This is a genomic window from Pseudobutyrivibrio xylanivorans DSM 14809, assembly GCF_900141825.1.
GTDB lineage: Bacteria > Bacillota > Clostridia > Lachnospirales > Lachnospiraceae > Pseudobutyrivibrio > Pseudobutyrivibrio xylanivorans.
Genome location: NZ_FQYQ01000003.1, coordinates 24,971 through 45,729, shown reverse-complemented (window position 1 = coordinate 45,729; position 20,759 = coordinate 24,971). Strand labels below are relative to the sequence as shown.

16 protein-coding genes are annotated in these 20,759 nt (G+C 39.8%); 15 read left to right on the top strand and 1 reads right to left on the bottom strand.

The window, feature by feature from the left end; genetic code table 11:
• Positions 1-43: 43 nt before the first annotated feature.
• From BUA88_RS03360 to BUA88_RS03340, 5 genes are read left to right on the top strand one after another with little or no spacing between them, the layout of a single operon-like run.
• Entirely contained in the window at positions 44-604 is a 561-nt protein-coding gene (locus BUA88_RS03360) for a TetR/AcrR family transcriptional regulator (RefSeq protein WP_072912717.1), read from the top strand.
• Positions 605-3,064 (top strand): glycoside hydrolase family 2 protein, encoded by a 2,460-nt coding sequence (locus BUA88_RS03355; protein ID WP_072912714.1) that lies wholly within the window; start codon positions 605-607, stop codon positions 3,062-3,064.
• A gap of 25 nt (positions 3,065-3,089) precedes the next feature.
• Positions 3,090-4,556 carry a DUF6937 domain-containing protein gene (locus BUA88_RS03350; RefSeq protein WP_072912711.1) on the top strand — a complete coding sequence of 489 codons (1,467 nt, stop codon included), beginning with the start codon at positions 3,090-3,092 and terminating at the stop codon, positions 4,554-4,556.
• A 19-nt stretch (positions 4,557-4,575) separates the two neighbouring features.
• Complete coding sequence (locus tag BUA88_RS03345) at positions 4,576-5,991, top strand: glycoside-pentoside-hexuronide (GPH):cation symporter (protein ID WP_028246741.1); 1,416 nt, start codon at positions 4,576-4,578, stop codon at positions 5,989-5,991.
• A gap of 15 nt (positions 5,992-6,006) precedes the next feature.
• Positions 6,007-8,343, top strand: coding sequence for an alpha-galactosidase (locus BUA88_RS03340; RefSeq protein WP_072912708.1), 2,337 nt, complete (start codon positions 6,007-6,009; stop codon positions 8,341-8,343).
• Between the two features lie 115 nt (positions 8,344-8,458).
• On the opposite strand, the gene BUA88_RS03335 is transcribed toward BUA88_RS03340, so the two are convergent.
• Positions 8,459-9,736, bottom strand: coding sequence for a chloride channel protein (locus BUA88_RS03335; protein WP_200798840.1), 1,278 nt, complete (start codon positions 9,734-9,736; stop codon positions 8,459-8,461).
• Positions 9,737-9,811: 75 nt separating this feature from the next.
• Between BUA88_RS03335 and BUA88_RS03330 the strand changes: the two genes are divergently transcribed.
• The 10 genes from BUA88_RS03330 (at position 9,812) to recA (ending at position 20,758) form a co-directional block, all read left to right on the top strand.
• Positions 9,812-10,738, top strand: coding sequence for a diacylglycerol/lipid kinase family protein (locus tag BUA88_RS03330; RefSeq protein ID WP_072913111.1), 927 nt, complete (start codon positions 9,812-9,814; stop codon positions 10,736-10,738).
• Positions 10,739-10,877: 139 nt separating this feature from the next.
• Entirely contained in the window at positions 10,878-11,990 is a 1,113-nt protein-coding gene (locus BUA88_RS03325) for a DUF5692 family protein (protein WP_072912705.1), read from the top strand.
• Positions 11,991-12,109: 119 nt separating this feature from the next.
• A complete protein-coding gene (locus BUA88_RS03320) occupies positions 12,110-12,871 on the top strand; it encodes an MBL fold metallo-hydrolase (protein WP_072912702.1) in 762 nt (253 codons plus the stop codon).
• A gap of 1 nt (position 12,872) precedes the next feature.
• On the top strand, positions 12,873-13,712 hold the full coding sequence (locus BUA88_RS03315; protein WP_072912699.1) for a DNA-3-methyladenine glycosylase 2: 840 nt from the start codon (positions 12,873-12,875) through the stop codon (positions 13,710-13,712).
• 21 nt (positions 13,713-13,733) lie between these two features.
• Positions 13,734-14,648: a cobalamin biosynthesis protein CobD/CbiB gene (locus BUA88_RS03310; RefSeq protein WP_072912696.1), complete on the top strand. Its 915-nt coding sequence runs from the start codon at positions 13,734-13,736 to the stop codon at positions 14,646-14,648.
• 98 nt (positions 14,649-14,746) lie between these two features.
• Positions 14,747-14,881: a hypothetical protein gene (locus tag BUA88_RS16585; RefSeq protein WP_255405294.1), complete on the top strand. Its 135-nt coding sequence runs from the start codon at positions 14,747-14,749 to the stop codon at positions 14,879-14,881.
• A 43-nt stretch (positions 14,882-14,924) separates the two neighbouring features.
• A complete protein-coding gene (gene alaS / locus BUA88_RS03305) occupies positions 14,925-17,576 on the top strand; it encodes an alanine--tRNA ligase (RefSeq protein ID WP_072912693.1) in 2,652 nt (883 codons plus the stop codon).
• Between the two features lie 102 nt (positions 17,577-17,678).
• On the top strand, positions 17,679-17,852 hold the full coding sequence (rpsU, locus tag BUA88_RS03300) for a 30S ribosomal protein S21 (protein ID WP_015549455.1): 174 nt from the start codon (positions 17,679-17,681) through the stop codon (positions 17,850-17,852).
• Positions 17,853-17,937: 85 nt separating this feature from the next.
• Positions 17,938-19,527, top strand: a complete 1,590-nt coding sequence (locus BUA88_RS03295; RefSeq protein ID WP_072912689.1) for a peptide chain release factor 3 — start codon at positions 17,938-17,940, stop codon at positions 19,525-19,527.
• Between the two features lie 175 nt (positions 19,528-19,702).
• Positions 19,703-20,758 (top strand): recombinase RecA, encoded by a 1,056-nt coding sequence (gene recA, locus BUA88_RS03290; protein ID WP_072912686.1) that lies wholly within the window; start codon positions 19,703-19,705, stop codon positions 20,756-20,758.
• Position 20,759 lies beyond the last annotated feature (1 nt).

The following is a 20,759-nucleotide window of genomic DNA, read 5'->3' as shown; positions in this document are numbered from 1 at the left end:
GGAAACTCGTTATACAAATTATAGTTTTTGGGAGTAAAAACATATGAATGAAAGAATTTTAGAGGGTGCACTAAACGTATTTAGAAAAAAAGGACCTAAGTTCACAATGGACGACCTTGCATCTGAAATGAAGATGAGTAAGAAAACTATCTACACAGTATTTAATGATAAGAATGAATTAATGTGTGAGATGGTAGATTACGCCTTCAATATTATTAAGGAAGAAGAAGACAGGGTATACAAGAATGATAAGCTTTCCACTATAGAAAAGCTTAGAGGTATTCTTGTGGTGCTTCCGGAAAATAGCTATGGATTTGATTATGCTGCTATGCAGCAAATGGCTGAAAAATATCCAATGGCTCATGAGAAGCTCAATAATCGTCTAGAGAGCGGTTGGGATAAGACTTTCGACCTCCTTAATAAGGGGATGGAAGAAGGAAAGATTAGAAAGATCAATCTTGAAATCTTTAAGCTTATTTATGGTTCCAGCGTAGAACGTTTGTTAATGGGTGATTTCCTTAAGCGAAGCAATATGGATTACCCAACTGCTTTGAAGGAAGTTGTTGATGTACTTATTGATGGGATTCTTGTAAAGGAAAAGTAAATGGCACAAAGAATTTATTTAGATAGAAAATGGAGATTTAACGAAAACTTCTCTGAGGAGATGATTAATGAGCCAATGGAAAACAGCACATTAGTCAATATTCCACATACAGTAAAAGTGACTCCTCTTTCATATTTTGATGAGAGTATTTACCAGATGGTAAGTGGATATCAGAAGAGTATTTTTGCACCTACTCAGTGGGAAAATCAGTATGTATCTCTTGTATTTGAGGGTGTTGGACATTCCTGCGATGTATATGTGAATGGAAAGCACTTAAAGCATCACGATTGTGGTTATACAGCTTTTACTGTTGATATTACAAAGGTGTTAAAGCTCGGTGAAGAGAATCTTATCACTGTTAAGGTTGATTCTAGAGAGACACTCGATCAGCCTCCATTTGGGTACGTAATTGATTACATGACTTATGGTGGAATATACAGAGATGTATATTTCGAAGTTAGAGAAAAGGTTCATTTTAAAGATATTATTGTTCAGCCTTCTTTATTAGAAAGGGTCTCTACAAATAAGAGATCACCTAAGCAGATAAAGATGATGAATGTTCAGGGAATTATCAAGACTGAATGCTTCTTCAGAAAGAATGTTTACAAGCTTGCAAGCGAAGAACGATTATTCATAAGACAGTATTTGGACGAAGATTTATTAATCTCACAGCCTGTCGGAGGTTTGGAGGAGAAAGATGGCGGTTACTACCTTAGTCTTACAAGCGCGCCATCTACTGTAAAGCTTTGGGATATTGAAAGCCCATATCTCTACAGCCTTAAGACTCAGCTTATTCTTGATGACAAGGTAGTAGATGAGGTTAAAGAAACTATTGGTTTCAGAAGCTCAGAGTTCAGAAAGAATGGTTACTATCTCAACGGTAGAAAGGTGAAGCTCAGAGGTTTAAACAGACATCAGTCTTATCCTTATGTTGGATATGCAATGCCTGAATCTATGCAGAGATTAGATGCAAAGATTCTTAAAGAAGAGCTGGCTTTAAATGCAGTAAGAACATCCCATTATCCACAGTCACATTACTTTATCGATGAGTGTGATAGATTAGGTCTTCTCGTATTTACAGAGATTCCTGGCTGGCAGCACATTGGAGGTAAGGAGTGGCAGGATATTGCAGTAGAGAATACAAAGGATATGGTTCGTCAGTATAGGAATCATCCTTCTATCATACTTTGGGGCGTTCGTATTAATGAGTCTCCAGATAATGATGAGTTTTATGAAAGAACGAATGCCGTTGCACACGAGCTTGATCCTACACGACCTACAGGTGGCGTAAGATGTATAGCTAAGAGTAATCTTCTTGAAGATGTTTACACATATAATGATTTCTCGTTCTCAGGAAAAAATAAGGGTTGTGCTAAGAAGAGCGATATTACATCTAATGATGAAAAGCCATACTTAATTAGTGAGTACAATGGCCACATGTTCCCAACAAAGCCATTTGACTGGGAGGAACATAGACAGGAGCACGCTATAAGACATGCTACAGTGGTAGATGCAGTTGCTGGTGAAGCTGATATTGCAGGTGCCTTTGGCTGGTGTATGTTTGATTATAACACCCACAAGGATTTTGGCTCAGGTGATAGAATCTGTTATCACGGTGTTATGGATATGTTCAGAAATCCTAAGCTTGCAGCATCAGTTTATGCAGCCTTTTCTGACACAGAGACAGTTTTGGATGTTACTACAAGCTTTGATATTGGAGAGCATCCAGCATGTAATCGTGGAAAATCTTATATTATCAGCAATGCTGATTCTGTAAGAATGTATAAAAATGATGTTCTGATTAAAGAGTATGTTCCAGAGGATAGCAAATTTGAGAACATTAAGCATGGTCCGATTCTGATTGATGATTTCGTAGGTGATGCCATTGAGCAGGACGGCGAATTCACAAAGGGGCAGGCAAAGCTCATCAAAAAGATTCTTAATGAAGTTACTTTAAAGGGATTCAGACCTACACCAACACTTGCGTGGAACGCATTCAGACTTGTTGCCTTCCATGGTGTTAGTCCTAAGAAGGCAGTTCCAATTTACAACAAGTTCATTGGTGACTGGGGTGGAGAATCCCGCGAGTACAAGTTCGAAGCTATAAAAGATGGGCAGGTTGTTAAAACTGTTACTAAGGCCGCAGTTACAGAGGCTCATATAGAAGCAAAGGCTAGCCATACACTTTTAACAGAGCTTCATACCTATGATGTTGCTAATATTCGCATAAGAATTGTAGATCAGAATGATAATCAATTGTTCTATTTTGCTCAGCCATTGAGCTTTGAAATAGAAGGTCCTTTTGAAATAATAGGACCTACTGCAGTAGCTCCGATGGGAGGCTGCACGGGAGTATATATAAAATCCATTGGGGAGGATGGAGATGGTAAGCTTACTATCAAATGTGACGGCTTAGAGCCAGTTACAATTGGCCTTTCAGTGGAGTGTTTAACAAAATAATTAAAAGGGGTAAGAGGTATAAATAATGCAAGACAAGAGTAAGGTTATTTTTGGAAATGTTATCGCTGATAAAGATTACAACAAGGCTTGTAATTCAAAAGCGAAGTATGCCAAGAGATTTGGCGACGATTCAAATGTTGATTACAACATTGTCCTTGAGAAGAATTCACATATTGGAGATTCTCTTGGGGTTTATGATGTTCTCTTGAAGGATGGACAGTCAAAGGAACAGTTTGACACAGAGAAGGGGATTATTGTTGGAAATATCAGAATGGGCTTCGGTCATTACCGTATTTCAATGGCTATGGCCTCAGCAGCAAAAGCACTTGGTTATACTCCATACTGGATGGATTTAAACGGATATCCACAGACTACATGTACTAAGGTTATCAGCCATCAGAATGATTTGTATTCAAAGGGCTCACGTATGTCTAAGAATAAGCTCTTTAATAAATTTATCTGGGAGCCAGCTAACTATGAGTGGTTCAGAAAGCTTTCATATAATTCTTCAGATCAGAAGAATGCAGAGCTTATGGCACCAGTATTTAGGAATGTGCCTAAGGAGATTCCTGTTATCGGCACCCATGTATGGCCAGCACAGGCAGCTATCCATGCAGGCATGAAGAACGTTGTTAATGCTATTCCAGACAATTGGCCAATGGCACTTCATTTTGCAGAGGGCAGTGTTCACACAATCCAGTGCAAAAATGCGTACATGGGATATCGTATCTGTAATGGAATGGCACCAAATAATGCTGTTTGCAGCCCTATGCCAAATGATGACTTGGTTTACACAGGTCACTATATTGATCATGAGCTTGTTAGCAATATTGAATCTGATTGTGATGCAAGAATGGCTAGAAAACATGATGGAAAGGCTATGCGTTTCCTTCTTACAATTGGTGGCGCTGGAGCGCAGAAGGAGATTTTTGCAGCAATCATCAAGTACCTTCTTCCTGCAATTAAGCAGAACAAGGCAATGCTTTATGTAAATGTTGGCGACTACAAGAATGTTTGGGATGATCTTATGGCTGAGATTCCAGAGATGAAGGCTGTAGCTACTGAGCATTTCAATGAATTTGATGCCACAACAAAGTTTGCTGAGGATGCTATTACAGGTGATGTCACAGGTATTCACGGATTCTATCATGAAAATATTTTTGAGGCTGTTTACTGCACAAATCTTCTTATGAGAAGCTGTGATGTTCTTGTTACAAAGCCATCTGAGCTTGCATTCTACCCAATTCCTAAGCTTTTCATTAAGAGAGTAGGAAAGCATGAAATGTGGGGCGCAATTCATTCAGCTGAAATGGGAGATGGTACATTAGAGTGTAGAGATATCCCACATACTATTCAGATGATTGATATGTTTATGAAGGATGATCGTCTTCTATCAGATATGTGTGAGAGTATTAAGGTAAATAAGAAAATCGGTCTCTACGATGGAGCTTACAAGGTAGTTGAGCTTGCTATGGGACTTAAGAATAAGTAATAAGGGAAGGGTAATTATAATGGAAACACGAAAAAAATTAACAGGTACTGAGAAATTTGCCTATGGATTGGGAGCTGTAGGTAAGGATATGGTGTATATGCTTTCAGCATCATACATTTCAATATACTTTTTGGATGTAATGGGAATATCTGCAGTAGCAATAGGTATTCTTCTTATGGTGGCTAGAGTATTCGATGCCTTTAATGACCCATTAATGGGTGTTTTGGTTGCTAAGACAAAGTCACGTTGGGGTAAGTTCAGACCCTGGCTGATGATTGGAACTGTTACTAATGCAATCGTTCTTTATATGATGTTTAGCATTCCACCTTCACTTGATGGTGCTGGGCTTGTTGCATATGCATCTGTCACTTATATCCTTTGGGGCGTTACATATACAATGATGGATATTCCATACTGGTCAATGGTTCCTGCTTTTACAGAGTCAGGTAAGGAAAGAGAAGGCCTTTCCGCATTTGCTCGTTCATGTGCAGGCGTTGGTTCGGCACTGGTTTCTATTATTACTGTTATGAGTGTTGGTGCTCTTGGCAAGATGTGCGGAGGCAACACAGATAACGAAATCAACAGACTTGGATATAGCAAATTTGCACTTATTATTGCGTTAATATTTGTTGTATTTATTTCAATTACATGCCTTTTCATTAAAGAAAAATCTACAGTAGATATGAAGTCAGCCTCTATCAAAGACATGTTTAAGGCTCTTATCCAGAATGATCAGGCTATGACAGTTGTTATTGCCATTGTTATGATTAACACTGCACTTTATTTTACTCAGCAGTTGGTATACTTTTTCTTAAAGTATGATTTTAGCCCTGCTACATATCGTGATGATTTTACTCTTTTTAATACTGTAGGTGGCGGTTGCCAGATATTAGCAATGATGCTTTTATTCCCAATACTTAGAAAGTTTATGGATACAGTAAAAATATTCTATACATGCTTTGGAATGGCTGTTTTCGGATATATTTTGATTATTATCATTGCACTTTCAGGAACAGGAAAAATTACATGGCTTCTTATTCCTGCAGCTCTTATTATGGCTGCAGTAGGCGTTCTCAATGTAATCATTACAGTATTCCTTGCAAATACAGTAGATTATGGCGAGTGGAAAAATTACAGAAGAGATGAATCAGTTATTTTTTCTATGCAAACCTTTGTAGTTAAGCTTGCATCTGGTATTTCAGGATTCATGTCATCAATGGTGCTTGCTATATTTAGTATTAATCCTGATAAAGAGGCAAAAGTAGTTAAGGCTATTTCTGATTCACAGAGATTTGGTCTTCGATTTACAATGACACTTATTCCAATTGCTGTTCTTGCGATTGGCGCTATTGTATTCAAAAAGCGTTATATTCTTTTTGATACAAAGATGGATGAAATTACTGATGAAATTGAAGGCAGAAAAGCTATTTCATAAGATAGGAGAATAAAAATGATTAAGGCTGATGGTAAGGTATTTATTTTAAATACTAAGAATACTACATACGCATTTCGTGTAATGGAAACAGGTCAGCTGGAACATTTGTATTATGGAAGGCTCATCCACGAGGATGAGCCATCTGTGCTTAATGAAAAGCGCGCATTTGCTCCAGGAAATACTGTTACTTACAATCCTGAGCATCCTGAGCTTACTTTGGAGGATGTCAGACTTGAAACTTCAGCAATTGGGAAGGGTGATTTCAGGGAGCCTATGGTAGAGGTAATCTGCGCTGATGGCAGCAGCACACTTGATTTTGTTTATGACAGCTATCAGGTAATTAACTGTAAGCCAGAGCTTCAGGGACTTCCTAGTTCATATGATGAGGATGACAATGCCAAGACACTTGAGGTTACATTGAAGGATAAGAATCATGGATTTAAACTTATTCTTTCATATTCGATATTTGAGGAGTGTGATGTTATCACTCGAAGTGCCAGATTTGTTAACAGCTCAGAGGAATCTGTAAAGCTTACACGTATGCTTTCAATGGTTCTTGACTACGATAAACCGGGCATGAAAATAACTTCATTCCATGGTTCGTGGACAAGAGAGATGAACAAGGCTGATGTGGTTCTTACAGCAGGAAAGCTTGTTAATTCATCTTTTACAGGCACAAGTTCTAATCGCTGCAATCCATTCTTTATGGTTTCAGAAGCTGATACTACAGAGACTGATGGTGATGTTTGGGGTTTCAACCTTGTATATTCAGGTAATCATTATTCTGCCAGCGAGGTTTCGCCATGGGGCAAGACAAGAGTTGCTTATGGTATTAATCCACAGAACTTCTCTTGGACACTTGAGGCTGGAGAAGAGTTTCAGGCTCCAGAGGCTGTAATCACATATTCGGGTGATGGCTATAGACAGATGAGTCTTAATATGCACGATTTCGTTCGAGAGCATATAACAAGAGGTACATGGAAATATAAAGAACGTCCTATTCTTATAAATAGCTGGGAAGCATCTTATTTTGATTTCACAGATAAATCTCTCGTAAAGCTTGCAAAGGTAGCAAAGGATACTGGCGTTGAGCTTTTTGTTATGGATGATGGCTGGTTCGGTGAGAGAAATGATGATAAGAGAGCTCTTGGCGATTGGGATATTGTAAATAAAAAGAAACTACCAGGTGGTCTTGAGGGTCTCGCTAAAAAGATAAATGACCTTGGTCTTATGTTTGGCCTTTGGGTTGAACCTGAGATGATTAATGTGGACAGTGAGCTTTATCGCAAGCATCCAGATTGGGCTATTGATATTCCAGGTATGGATCACGCTGAGGGTCGTAATCAGCGTCTTCTTGACCTTTGCAATCCTGAGGTTGTCGATTATATGATTGAGGCAATGAGCGAAGTATTTGCTACTCCCGGTCTTTCATATATCAAGTGGGATATGAACCGCAATTTCTCAGATTATTATTCAAAATATCTTCCAGCTGAAAAGCAGCAGGAGGTTAGCCACAGATATGTTCTTGGATTCTATCGTTTGCTTAGAACATTGGCTGAGAAGTTCCCTGATATTCTCATGGAGGGATGTGCTTCAGGCGGAAACAGATTTGACCTTGGTGCACTTTGCTATTACCCACAGATTTGGGCCAGCGATAATACAGACGCAGTAAGCCGTCTTACAATTCAGAATGGATATTCTTATGCATATCCACAGAGTACTTATACAGCTCACGTATCTGCATGTCCAAATCATCAGACATTACGTGTTACACCAATCGAGAGCCGTTTTGCTGTAGCAAGCTTTGGTGTACTTGGTTACGAGCTTAATCTTAATGATGCCAAGGCGGAAGATATTGCCAGTGTTAAGGCGCAGATTGAGTTATATAAGAAATATAGAAAGACGCTTCAGTTCGGAGATTTCTATCGTCTTAAGAATGGAAATATTGTTGAATGGAGTATTGTAGATAAGAATAAAAATACTGCTGTAACTATGCTTATGCAGCGTGAGATTATGGCAGGAGAGCAGTATCTTAGAATAGATCAGGCCGGGCTTGATAATGATTCTAAGTATCACTTCTTTGGAAGAAAGCTTGAATATAATCTTAAAGGATTTGGAGATTTAGTTAATACAGTAGCGCCTGTTCATATCAAACAGGACGGAGTACTTCATAACGTAATTGCGAAGTTCGTAAAGATGCCAGGTGAATCAGAAGATTTTGTGGCCAGTGGTGATACACTTAACAATGTAGGTGTAAAACTTGCACAGTCCTTCGTAGGAACAGGATATAACGAGCAGGTTCGTTACTTCCCAGACTTCGGAGCACGTTTATACTTTGCAGAGAAAATATAATAAAAGCAACTTGTAGCTATCAATCTCTTAGAGTTACTCAAGCGAAACTTTCTATGTTGAACGGAGTAATTCTAAGGATTGAGAGCGTAACAAGTTGCTTTTTTTATTTTGACTTTTATTGTACTTTTTTATCTATGTAGTTACTTTTGTACTTCGAATATACGATTTTTTGTGCTTTATAGAGTCCTGTATATCCAGATACCCAATAGCTGAATGCAACAGCTAAAAGGAAGTAAGGCATTGGCTCGTAGCCGAATAATTCAAAGCAGATAAGTAAGCTTGATATTGGACAGTTTGTAACTCCGCAGAAAAGAGCACCCATTCCTACGGCAGCCATAAGTGGTGCCGGAAGACCAAGGATTGGCCCCATGGCAGCTCCTAAAGTTGCACCTATAAATAATGTTGGAACGATTTCGCCACCTTTATATCCACAGGATAATGTGAGGGTGGTGAAAATTATTTTTAGTAAAAAGAATTGTAATCCAATAGTTGCACCTGTAAAGCAGGATGCGATGATTGCAGAACCTGTACTATTGTAAGTCTGGTTTCCGACTAAAAGTGTAAGTATAAGAACTGAAGTACCACCAACAACAGCTTTTATGTATGGGTTAGTGAGCTTTCCTGAAAGGAACTCTTCATATTTATGCAGACAGGTACAAAACAATATTGATACGAAACCGCATATTACAGCGAAAACACATATTAAAACTGCGTTCTTAACTCCAAATGAAGGAATGTCAGGAATGAGATATTCTTCAGCACCTAATCCCATTTTAGCTGCTATAGCTCTTGCTACAAGTGAAGAAATCACACATGGTACCAAAGCAGCATAGTGCATGATTCCTACAGAAATGACTTCCATAGAAAAAATTGCGGCAGCCATTGGTGTTCCAAATAGCGCAGAAAAGGCTGCGCTCATACCGCACATTATCATTGTTTTTTTATCAGTAGAATTAAGTCTGAAGGCGCGTCCAATTCCATTTCCAATGGCACCTCCCATCTGAAGAGCAGCACCCTCACGTCCGGCAGAACCACCGATTAAATGTGTAATGCAGGTGGCAATAAAGATCAGTGGAGCAAGTCTAAATGGAAGCTTTTCATCAGATTGAATGGCAGCAATAACGGTATTTGTTCCGCTGTCTTTTTCCTTTAGAACGGTTTTGTATATAAATGTAATAATGACTGCACCAACAGGTAGAAAATATATAATCCAAGGATGGGCTTCTCTTGTTTGAATAACAAATCTCATGGAAAGACCAAAGGCTGATGCGAAGGCACCAACAAATAATCCTACAAGTATTGAAGCAATTGTCCAGGATACTACAGACAATGCGCGATGGCCGTTGTGGTCTATTTTATGATAGGCTTTTTTCTTAAATTCGTCGTTAATCATGGTGTTCCACCTTTCTTTTTTATCGATAGTTTATATGCTATCATTATTACATATTATAGAAAAGGTATTTTTATTATGAAGAATGTTTTTATTGTAAACAAAGCATCAAGAACAGGAAAAGCGGCTGATACCTGGGCGAGAATAGATGAGTATTTGAAAAATAACAAAGTGGAATACCAGATCTTTTTTACTGCAGGAGCAGGTGATGCTACAGAATTTGCCCGTCAGGCTACAAGCTCGGGGGAGAAGGTAGGTCTTTTTGTTATGGGGGGAGATGGCACTTTAAATGAGGCTTTGAATGGAATAGCTGATTTTGAAAATACATTATATACCCCTTTGCCATCTGGTTCTGCAAATGATTTTGTGAGTGGTATTGGCCTTCAGGGGGATGCCGTTGATATTCTCGATAGAGCATTAAACACAGAGGAATACAAAACATATGATATAGGTAAGGTTATATATGAAGGCGGGGAGAGACTGTTTGGGGTCAGCTCTGGGATTGGAGTAGATGCCTATGTGTGTTTACAGGCATTGACCAGCAGGTTAAAGAAATTCCTCAATAGATTTGGCCTTGGCGCTGCCACCTATGGGCTCCTTACTGTAGGTGATATTTTTACCATGCCATTTATCGATGGTGAAATTACCACATGGTTTAAAGATGAAAAGAGAGAGTTTTATTTTAATGGTACTATCTTTGCAGCAGCTATGAACTGTAAGGCCGAGGGTGGTGGAATACCTATGGCGCCAAATGCCAGACCAGACTCAGGATACCTAACAGCTTTTTGTGCTCATGATATAAGTAGACTGAAATGTCTGTGCCTGTTACCATTTTTAATAGCTGGAAAGCATGAGGGTAAGCCTGGTTTTAATTTATTAAATTTTGATAAAATCCATATCAAATTAAAATCGCCAATGTGCCTTCATGTAGATGGGGAACACGTTGGATTTTTTGAGGAAATTCGCTTTGAGTGTTTGCCCCATGCCCTGAAAATACGTGGCTGATGCTTATACAATTTATAAAAAAACTATTAAATAATCCACAGCTGTCGCATTGTTATTTTTGTAGTATAAGGTTATAATATATAACGGAGTGACGGGGAATCGTTTCTCGTATATATAAATAATTAAGGAGGATGGAAATATGCTTTTCCAAATTACTAATCTTTGGCAGATCCTTGGCTGGTGCTTAGTATTTGCTGGATTAATTATTATGAATGAGCTTGGACGTCGCACTAAGGTCGGCGGTATGATTATCTTCGTAATCATTCCAGCTATTCTTACTGTTTACTTTATTCTTGCACATGTTGGTATGTTCGGTGGTTCTGCTAATCCAACAGTAGCTTACATGGATGGTTGGTTCCACTACTTTAAACTTTATGCTGCAGACATCGGATGTGTCGGCTTCATGATGATCAAGTACAAGTGGGGCATTGGTAAGGCAAAATGGTTCGCTTGGTGGCCATGGTTTATCGTTGCAGCAAACATCATGATTGCTAACGTATCAGATATGGAGTCAGCTCTTGCTGCTTATCAGATTTCTGGTACACTTTCTGGTGCTTGGTGGGCTTCAAACGAAGGTGTATTCATCTACGGTGGATGGTGGAACGTTGTTAACGCTATCGCTGGTATGATCAACATTTTCTGTATGACAGGTTGCGTAAAGCTTTACACATCAAACGACAAGAACCAGTCAGATATGATTTGGCCAGATATGACAGTTTGGTTCATTATTGCATATGATGTATGGAACTTCGAGTACACATACTTAAATCTTCCTACACATACATGGTACTGTGGTGTTGCACTTCTTCTTGCTCCTACATTTGCTAACGCACTTTGGAATAAGGGTGCTTGGATCCAGAACCGTGCTAATACACTTGCAATTTGGTGCATGTGGGCACAGGTAGTACCTCTCTTCCAGTTAAAGGGTACATTTGCAGCTGTTCTTCCTCGTGTATACGGTGGCGCTACAGAGGCTGGTATCACAACAATGGATCTTTATGAGAAGGCTATCGCACTTTACTCAGCAGGCCAGGGCAAGACAGCAGCAGCTGGTGAGGCTATTGCAGCAATGGGTATCACAGCAGATCCTACAATGCAGGGCTTCGTAGCTATGGCAGCACTTGCAGCTAACGTAATCTGCATCTCTGTTATCATCAGAAATGCAATCAGAATCGGTGGAAACCCATATTCTAATTGCGTATTTGAAGGAACAAAGGATTTCGACGAGGCTATGGCTCGTGCAGCTAAGTAATTAGTTATACAGATTATTTTAAGTCCGGACAGTTTATCTGTCCGGGCTTTTTTGCTATAATTATCTTTAATTGGGGAGTTTTGTTAATAAGAAATTGTAATTAAAGAAGGGCCTGAATAATGACTAAGGTTTACTATTTGATGCATAGCTCGTTTTTAGTTGAGCTTGATGATAGATATTTGCTGTTTGATTATTTTAATAAAGAGGTTTGTGCGGAGGCTGTTGAGTATAGAGGTTCCTTGCCAGAACTTTCTACAGAAAAAGCTCTTTATGTGTTCGCCAGCCACAGCCACAAGGATCATTGGTGGCTTGAAAATCTCAGACTGGCAGAGGGCAGAGATAACGTAAAATTCATCCTGTCAAAGGATATTCGTTTAGGCCGCAATTACTTAATCAGAAATGGATTTGAGTTATCCATAAAAGAGAAAATTACTTTTGTGGCACCACTTAAGAAATATCGTATAGACGATATGACAATCGAGACACTTCGTTCTACCGATGCTGGTGTAGCTTTCGTTATTAATGTAAATGGTATGAATATTTATCATGCTGGCGATTTAAACTGGTGGAATGCTGAAGGTCGAGGAGAACTATATGGTGAGGTTTATGGCAGAGAATATAAACGAGCTCTAAAGCCAATTGAAAATCGTCATTTTGATATTGGATTTGTTGTACTTGATTCCAGAATGGGAGAAGATGGCTATTTCCTTGGAATGGAGCATTTTGTAAAAAATATAGAATGTGATTATATTTTCCCTATGCATATGTGGGGACAGTACCAGTGGATAAAGAGATTTAAGGAAAGGCCTGGCATGGCTAACCTTAAAGACAGGGTAGTGGATATTAATAGAGAAAATATTGTATTTGAAATAGAGGACTAGAATGGTTTTTAGTAAAAAATTTACTCCTGAGGAATTCAATCCCGAAGTCATTATGAACTCCGGACAGGTATTCAGAATGAAAAGGGAGACCAAGGGTGCCGATGGCATGCCAGATACTTACAGTGCATGTTCAGGTGACAATGACATATATTTTTATCTCAATACAGAGAAGGATACCTGGGATTTTGTATGCGACGAAAATCAGTGGGATTTCTGGCAGAGATATTTTGATTTTGATACAGATTACGTTGCTTTCAATAATGAAATTCGTAAATACGAAGACAAATTTTTAAAAGATGCACTAAAGGATTCCTTTGGGATGCGTATTCTCAGACAGGATTTATGGGAAGTCTTTATTTCCTATGTTATTTCTCAAAATAACAACATACCAAAGATTAAAAAATCTATCCAGATTTTATGTGACAGATATTCTGACGGAATTCATTTTCCAAAGGCCGAGACTTTGGCTTATATTCCTGAAACAGAGCTGATGGATGGAACGGCTCTTGGGTACAGGGCAGACTATATTATTGGTATTTCTAAAAAGGTGGTAGCAGGAGAGCTTGATATAGAAAAAATAAGTAAGCTGCCTTATGAAGAGGCTTATAGCAAGCTTCTTGAGATAAAGGGAATTGGCCCCAAAGTTGCCAATTGCATTATGCTTTACGGATTCCATTTTATGGAGAGCTACCCAATTGATACATGGATGAAAAAGATAATCAGCGAGGATTACAAAGACTATTCAAAGAACGATTATCTTGATTATATAAATTGCTCCTATGACGGATTTCAGGGGTATGTTCAGCAGTTACAGTTCTATCACAAACGTAAGACAAAATAATTTTATACAAGGGATAGAGTAATGTTTAAACTACACATTTATGGGTTATTATTAGGTACAATTTTAGAGTTTGTCATCGGGCGAATCTATAGTCTGTGGAATCCAATGGATTCAATCAGTAGACTGATTGAGTTTTTGGATAGGGCTCTCCTTGGAGATGAAATTATCCTTCTAGAGCGTTCTAAGCAAAGAAGCTTTGGAAGATGGCTCATTGTCCTTGTTTTGGTGCCAGTGTTTTTGATTAGTACATTCTTTACTATATTGTGCTATGAAATCGCTCCATTCTTTGGAGTTTTGTTTGAGGCGATAGCCACATATTTTTGTTTGGATTATTATCGATTATATTATGGTGGCCTAGGTGTCATGAATGATTTTTATGGCGATGGTATTGATGCTATGAAGCACTCTGCCAGCCTTCTTATGAACGAAGAAGAGACTGTAGATACGGAGTATGTTGTTACCCGGGACACCATCGATTATATAGCAAAAGAGACAGACCACAGTGTACTTTCATCTATGTTTGTGATGTTCTTGTTTGGACCAGTTGGAGGTTTTCTTTACAGATCTTTAATGCTGATTCAGGATAAAATCGGAATCCCAAATTCCAGATATGATTATTTCGGTCAGCCAATTGTGTCTGTAAATAAAGTTGTAGATTGGATTCCATCCAGAGTCAGCAGCGCTATTGTGGTATTTGCAGCTCGTCATACCTTCGGTGGTTTCAATGGCAAAAACGCTAGATACATCCATATGAGAGATGGAGGAGGAAGCATTTCAGCTTTTGCCGGAGCCCTTGATATTGCCTTGGGAAATGGGCTGATAGGAGATAGCGATAAGGTAATCGAAGCCAAGGATATAAGAAAGGCAGTGGGGCTGTTAAAAAATAGTTATTTACTTTGTCAGGTTATTTTAGTGATTTTATTGTTATTTTTCTGAAATACAGTGGAATTTAAAAATACTTTGGATTATAATTTGATTAAGTATGTAATACAGCTTTAATTAGTATTAAAAATTGTGATTTAGGAGGAATTGCCATGTCTGCATTTTTATCTACTTTTGCAAGTTATCTGATTAAGATGATCATACTGGTTGCGCTAGGCATCTGCGGAGGTTTCATTGGTGTTAAGCTTCGCAAGTCTAAAAATAGGAAAGAAGGTATTGAGGAGTAATTCTTCGTCTTCTTCCAAGTAATATATTTTGGAGGACTTTGTTTTGAATAACGGTGTTAATGATTTACGACGCGCCTACTTGGAGTTCTTTGAGAGCAAGGACCATCTTTGCCTCAATAGCTTTTCTCTTGTACCACAGAATGACAACTCATTGTTGCTCATCAACGCTGGTATGGCACCACTTAAGCCATACTTTACAGGTCAGGAGATTCCACCAAGAAAGCGCGTTACTACATGTCAAAAATGTGTTAGAACAGGTGATATCGATAATGTAGGTAAGACGGCTCGCCATCTTACTTTTTTTGAGATGCTTGGTAACTTCTCATTCGGAGATTACTTTAAGCACGAGGCTATCGCATGGTCTTGGGAATTTTTAACAGAGGTTCTTAAGCTTGATGCAGATCGCCTTTACCCATCTATCTACGGAGAGGATGAGGAAGCATTCGAAATCTGGACAAAGGAAGTTGGTGTAGCACCAGAGCGTATCACACGTTTCTATCGTGATCCAGAGACAGGCGAGTGCGACAACTTCTGGGAGCACGGCGCAGGTCCTTGCGGTCCTTGCTCAGAGATTTACTATGACCGTGGAGAGAAATACGGATGTGGAAAGCCTGATTGTAAGGTTGGTTGTGATTGCGACCGCTTCATGGAGGTTTGGAACAACGTATTTACACAGTTCAACGGTGATGGACACGGCGGTTATGAGGAGCTTTCTCAGAAGAATATCGATACAGGTATGGGTCTTGAGAGACTTGCAGTTGTTATGCAGGACGTTGATTCCGTATTCGACATCGATACAATGAAGGCTATTCGTGATAAGATTTGCGAGATGTCTGGTAAGAAGTATCAGGTTGATGCTCTTGATGATGTTTCGATCCGTCTTATCACTGACCATATTCGTTCATCTACATTCCTTATTTCTGACGGTGTTACACCTTCAAATGAGGGTAGAGGATACGTTCTTCGTCGTCTTATTCGTCGTGCTGCTAAGCATGGTCGTGCACTTGGAATCAAGGGCACATTCATGGCTAAGCTTTCAGAGACAGTTATTAATGAGTGTAAGGACGGCTATCCAGAGCTTTGGGAGAAGAGAGAGTTCATCTTCAAGACTCTTACAGCTGAGGAAGAGCAGTTCAATAAGACTATCGACAAGGGTCTTGAGATTCTTGCTGGTATGGAAGAGAAGCTTGTTGCTGCTGGTTCTAAGGAGCTTTCAGGCGAGGATACATTCAAGCTTTATGATACTTACGGATTCCCTGTAGATCTTACCGCAGAAATCCTTGAGGAGAAGGGCTTCACATATGATGCTGCAGGCTTCGAAGCTTGCATGGAGAAGCAGCGTCAGACAGCTCGTGCTGCTCGTAAAGAGACAAACTACATGGGTGCAGATGCATCTGTTTATGATGATATCGATCTTTCTGTTACATCTGAGTTCGTAGGTTACGACAAGACTACATCAGAGTCTACAGTATCAGTACTTACTACGGAGACAGAAATCGTTGATACACTTGCTGAGGGAATGATTGGTACAATCATCGTTCCAGAGACACCATTCTACGCTACAATGGGTGGTCAGATTGGTGATACAGGTGTTATTTCTACAGCTAACGGACAGTTCACTGTTAAGGATACAATCAAGCTTAAGGGTGGAAAGATTGGTCACGTTGGTGAGATGACTTCTGGTATGATTAAGGTAGGCGAGAAGGTTACACTTACTGTTGATGCTGAGCGTCGTGCCCGCATTTGCAAGAACCACTCAGCTACTCACCTTATGCAGAAGGCGCTTCGTGAGGTACTTGGTACACACGTAGAGCAGAAGGGTTCTTATCAGGATGCTGACAGAACTCGTTTCGATTTTTCTCACTTTGAAGCAATGACTGCAGAGGAAATTGCTAAGGTAGAGAAGCTTGTTAATGAGAAAATCGCTGAAGGCCTTGCAGTTGAGACAGCTATCATGTCTATTGATGAGGCTAAGAAGAGCGGTGCAATGGCTCTCTTCGGCGAGAAGTATGGCGACACTGTTCGTGTAGTAAAGATGGGAGATTTCTCTGTAGAGCTTTGTGGTGGTACACACGTTGCAAACACAGCTGAGATTTCAGCATTTAAGATTCTTTCTGAGTCTGGTGTAGCTGCTGGTACACGTCGTATCGAAGCTATTACTGGCGCAGCAGTATTCGAATATTATGCAGACCTCGAAGCAAAGCTTAACGCTGCAGCTGCAGCTCTTAAGTGTAAGCCAGCAGAGGTTGAAGAGAAGATTGCACACCTTCAGAAGCAGCTTAAAGAGACAAACTCAGAGCTTGAGTCATTAAAGGCTAAGGCTGCACAGGCAGCAGTTGGCGATGTTATGGATTCAGTCGTAGAGGTTAAGGGAGTTAAGCTTCTTGCTACATCAGTTTCAGGTGTAGATATGAACGGCCTCCGCGATCTTGGCGATGATCTTAAGACAAAGCTTGGTGAGGGTGTTGTTGTTCTTGCATCTGATTGCGATGGCAAGGTAAATCTTGTAGTTATGGCTACAGATGCTGCACAGGCAGCTGGCGCACATGCAGGAAATCTTGTTAAGGCTATTGCTCCTAAGGTTGGCGGTGGCGGCGGCGGTCGTCCAAACATGGCTCAGGCCGGCGGCAAGAACCCAGCAGGTATTGCAGATTGCCTTGCAGAGGCAAAGAGTGTACTTGAGTCAATGCTTTAATTAAAAAATGTTGACAAATATAGATTTTGTGTTACAATGCTTGTTAGTGCTTTTAGATTAATGAGTACAAGTCCCCAAATGGAGGGAGGTTAGGATTAGACTATGTCATATGTTACAGTTAAAGAAAACGAGTCATTAGACAGCGCTCTTCGTAGATTTAAGAGAAACTGTGCTAAGGCTGGTATCCAGCAGGAGATTCGTAAGCGTGAGCACTATGAGAAGCCTTCAGTAAAGCGTAAGAAGAAGTCTGAGGCTGCTAGAAAGCGTAAATACTAATTTACAGCTTACAATTTTGAATTTATGGCCTATATCGTTACGGCGGTATAGGCTATTTTTCGGTTTATATACATGGAGGTTTTAAATGGCTTTTACAGTTGAAGAAGAAATTAAGCGTCGTCGTACATTTGCGATTATTTCCCATCCCGATGCTGGTAAGACTACTCTTACAGAGAAGTTCCTTTTATATGGAGGACAGATTAATCTTGCTGGTTCTGTTAAGGGTAAGGCTACTGCAAGACATGCAGTATCTGACTGGATGGAAATCGAGAAGGAGAGAGGTATTTCAGTTACTTCTTCAGTTCTTCAGTTCGAGTATGATGGCTATTGCATTAATATCCTTGATACACCTGGACATCAGGACTTCTCAGAGGATACATATCGTACACTTATGGCAGCAGATTCAGCTGTAATGGTTATCGATGCATCTAAGGGTGTTGAGGCACAGACACGAAAGCTTTTCAAGGTCTGCGTTATGAGACATATCCCTATCTTTACATTCATTAATAAGATGGATAGAGATGCAAATGATACATTTGAGCTTCTTGATGATATTGAAAACGAGCTTGGTATCGCTACAGTTCCTGTAAACTGGCCAATCGGTTCAGGTAAGGAATTCAAGGGCGTTTATGATAGAAATACAAAGTGTGTTCGTATGTTCTCTGACACTCAGAAGGGTACAAAGCAGGGCGAGGAACGTATCGTTTCTATTGATGATCCAGCTTTAAAGGAAGAAATCGGACAGGATAAGTACGATCAGCTTATGGAGGAGCTTGAGCTTCTTGATGGTGCTGGTGCTGAATTTGATCAGGAATTAGTTACAGCCGGAGAGCTTTCACCAGTATTCTTTGGTTCAGCTCTTACAAACTTTGGTGTTGAGACATTCCTTGAGCATTTCCTTCAGATGACTTACAGCCCACTTCCTCGTAAGAGTGATGCTGGCGAGATTAGTCCATTCTCTGAGGATTTCTCAGCTTTCGTATTTAAGATTCAGGCAAATATGAACAAGGCTCACCGAGACAGAGTAGCTTTCCTTCGTATTTGTTCTGGTACTTTCGATGCTTCTAAGGATTATTTACACGTTCAGGGCGGCCGTAAGGCTAAGCTTTCTGCTCCACAGCAGATGATGGCTGATGAGCGAAAGATAGTAGATAAGGCATATGCCGGAGATATCATCGGTGTATTTGATCCAGGTCTTTACAGCATTGGTGATACATTTACTTCTGCTAAGAAGCCATTCAAGTTCGAGGGTATTCCTACTTTCGCACCAGAGCATTTCGCACGTGTTCGTCAGATTGATACCATGAAGCGTAAGCAGTTCATGAAGGGAATCACACAGATTGCACAGGAAGGTGCTATCCAGATTTTTCAGGAGTACAACACAGGTATGGAAGAAATCATCGTAGGTGTTGTAGGTGTTCTTCAGTTTGACGTTTTAAAATATCGTTTGAACAACGAATATAATGTAGAAATCGGTCTTGAGAACCTTCCATATGAGCATATCAGATGGATTGAAGGAGATTACGACATCAACAAGATTTCTGGTACTTCTGATATGAAGAAGATTAAAGATCTTAAGGACAGACCACTTCTTTTATTTGTTAACTCTTGGTCTGTTGGCATGGTTCTTGATAGAAATGATGGTCTTGTTCTTTCAGAGTTCGGAACAAATTAATGCTTGACTAATTAAATTTAGGATTGTATATTAATGGGCAGTGGCGTTCGCCACTGTCTTTTTTGTTTTTGTTTTATTCGATTTTTTATCCCATTTTATTGTTGACATTTAATACCCATTTCACTATTATTATATTTAAAGAACGAACAATTGTTCCGAACGGAGGTTTTATAAAATGGCAAATGAAGATAAGCTTAGAGCATTAGATGCGGCAATTTCTCAGATTGAGAAACAGTATGGAAAGGGTTCAGTAATGAAGCTTGGCGAGGGGGCTAATGTCCAGGTTGAGACAGTTCCTACAGGTTCCATCAGCCTTGATATCGCACTTGGTCAGGGCGGTTTCCCTAAGGGCCGTATCATTGAGATATATGGACCAGAATCATCTGGTAAGACTACACTTGCACTTCACGCAGTTGCAGAGGTTCAGAAGGCAGGAGGTATCGCTGGTTTCATTGATGCTGAGCACGCACTTGATCCTAAATATGCAAAGGCTATCGGTGTTAATATTGACGAATTATACATTTCTCAGCCTGATAATGGTGAGCAGGCACTTGAAATCACAGAGACTATGGTACGTTCAGGCGCTATGGACATCATCGTAGTGGATTCAGTTGCAGCTCTTGTACCAAAGGCAGAAATCGATGGAGATATGGGTGATAGCCACGTTGGTCTTCATGCACGTCTTATGTCACAGGCTATGAGAAAGCTTACAGGTATTGTTGCCAAGACTAATTGCGTAGTTATCTTTATCAACCAGCTTCGAGAGAAGGTTGGTGTTATGTTTGGAAATCCTGAGACTACTACAGGTGGTCGTGCTCTTAAGTTCTATGCATCTGTTCGTATCGATGTACGCCGTATCGAGGCTCTTAAGCAGAACGGTGAAGTAATTGGTAACAGAACACGCGCTAAGATTGTTAAGAATAAGGTAGCACCTCCATTCCGTGAGGCAGAATTCGATATCATGTTCGGTGAGGGTATCTCACGTGAGGGCGACATCCTTGATGTAGCTACTAATCTTGATATCATTCAGAAGTCTGGTGCATGGTACGCATATCTTGGTGAGAAGATTGGCCAGGGCCGTGAGAATGCTAAGATGTACCTTAAGCAGAATAAAGAAGTTTGCGAGGAAATTGCAAATGCTATCCGTGATTACTATGCTGAGACTGAAGAGAGCGAAGTTGGCTTAGTTGGTGGCGAAAAAGAAGATATACCTACAGAGGTTATTGAATAAT

Bases quoted from the DNA above. Each gene is read 5' to 3' on its own strand.
- recA (WP_072912686.1), top strand. From the start codon at position 19,703: ATGGCAAATGAAGATAAGCTTAGAGCATTAGATGCGGCAATTTCTCAG.
- BUA88_RS03315 (WP_072912699.1), top strand. From the start codon at position 12,873: ATGGTTTTTAGTAAAAAATTTACTCCTGAGGAATTCAATCCCGAAGTC.
- BUA88_RS03355 (WP_072912714.1), top strand. From the start codon at position 605: ATGGCACAAAGAATTTATTTAGATAGAAAATGGAGATTTAACGAAAAC.
- BUA88_RS16585 (WP_255405294.1), top strand. From the start codon at position 14,747: ATGTCTGCATTTTTATCTACTTTTGCAAGTTATCTGATTAAGATGATC.
- BUA88_RS03360 (WP_072912717.1), top strand. From the start codon at position 44: ATGAATGAAAGAATTTTAGAGGGTGCACTAAACGTATTTAGAAAAAAA.
- BUA88_RS03330 (WP_072913111.1), top strand. From the start codon at position 9,812: ATGAAGAATGTTTTTATTGTAAACAAAGCATCAAGAACAGGAAAAGCG.
- BUA88_RS03340 (WP_072912708.1), top strand. From the start codon at position 6,007: ATGATTAAGGCTGATGGTAAGGTATTTATTTTAAATACTAAGAATACT.
- BUA88_RS03310 (WP_072912696.1), top strand. From the start codon at position 13,734: ATGTTTAAACTACACATTTATGGGTTATTATTAGGTACAATTTTAGAG.
- rpsU (WP_015549455.1), top strand. From the start codon at position 17,679: ATGTCATATGTTACAGTTAAAGAAAACGAGTCATTAGACAGCGCTCTT.
- BUA88_RS03350 (WP_072912711.1), top strand. From the start codon at position 3,090: ATGCAAGACAAGAGTAAGGTTATTTTTGGAAATGTTATCGCTGATAAA.
- BUA88_RS03320 (WP_072912702.1), top strand. From the start codon at position 12,110: ATGACTAAGGTTTACTATTTGATGCATAGCTCGTTTTTAGTTGAGCTT.
- BUA88_RS03295 (WP_072912689.1), top strand. From the start codon at position 17,938: ATGGCTTTTACAGTTGAAGAAGAAATTAAGCGTCGTCGTACATTTGCG.
- BUA88_RS03325 (WP_072912705.1), top strand. From the start codon at position 10,878: ATGCTTTTCCAAATTACTAATCTTTGGCAGATCCTTGGCTGGTGCTTA.
- BUA88_RS03335 (WP_200798840.1), bottom strand. From the start codon at position 9,736: ATGATTAACGACGAATTTAAGAAAAAAGCCTATCATAAAATAGACCAC.
- BUA88_RS03345 (WP_028246741.1), top strand. From the start codon at position 4,576: ATGGAAACACGAAAAAAATTAACAGGTACTGAGAAATTTGCCTATGGA.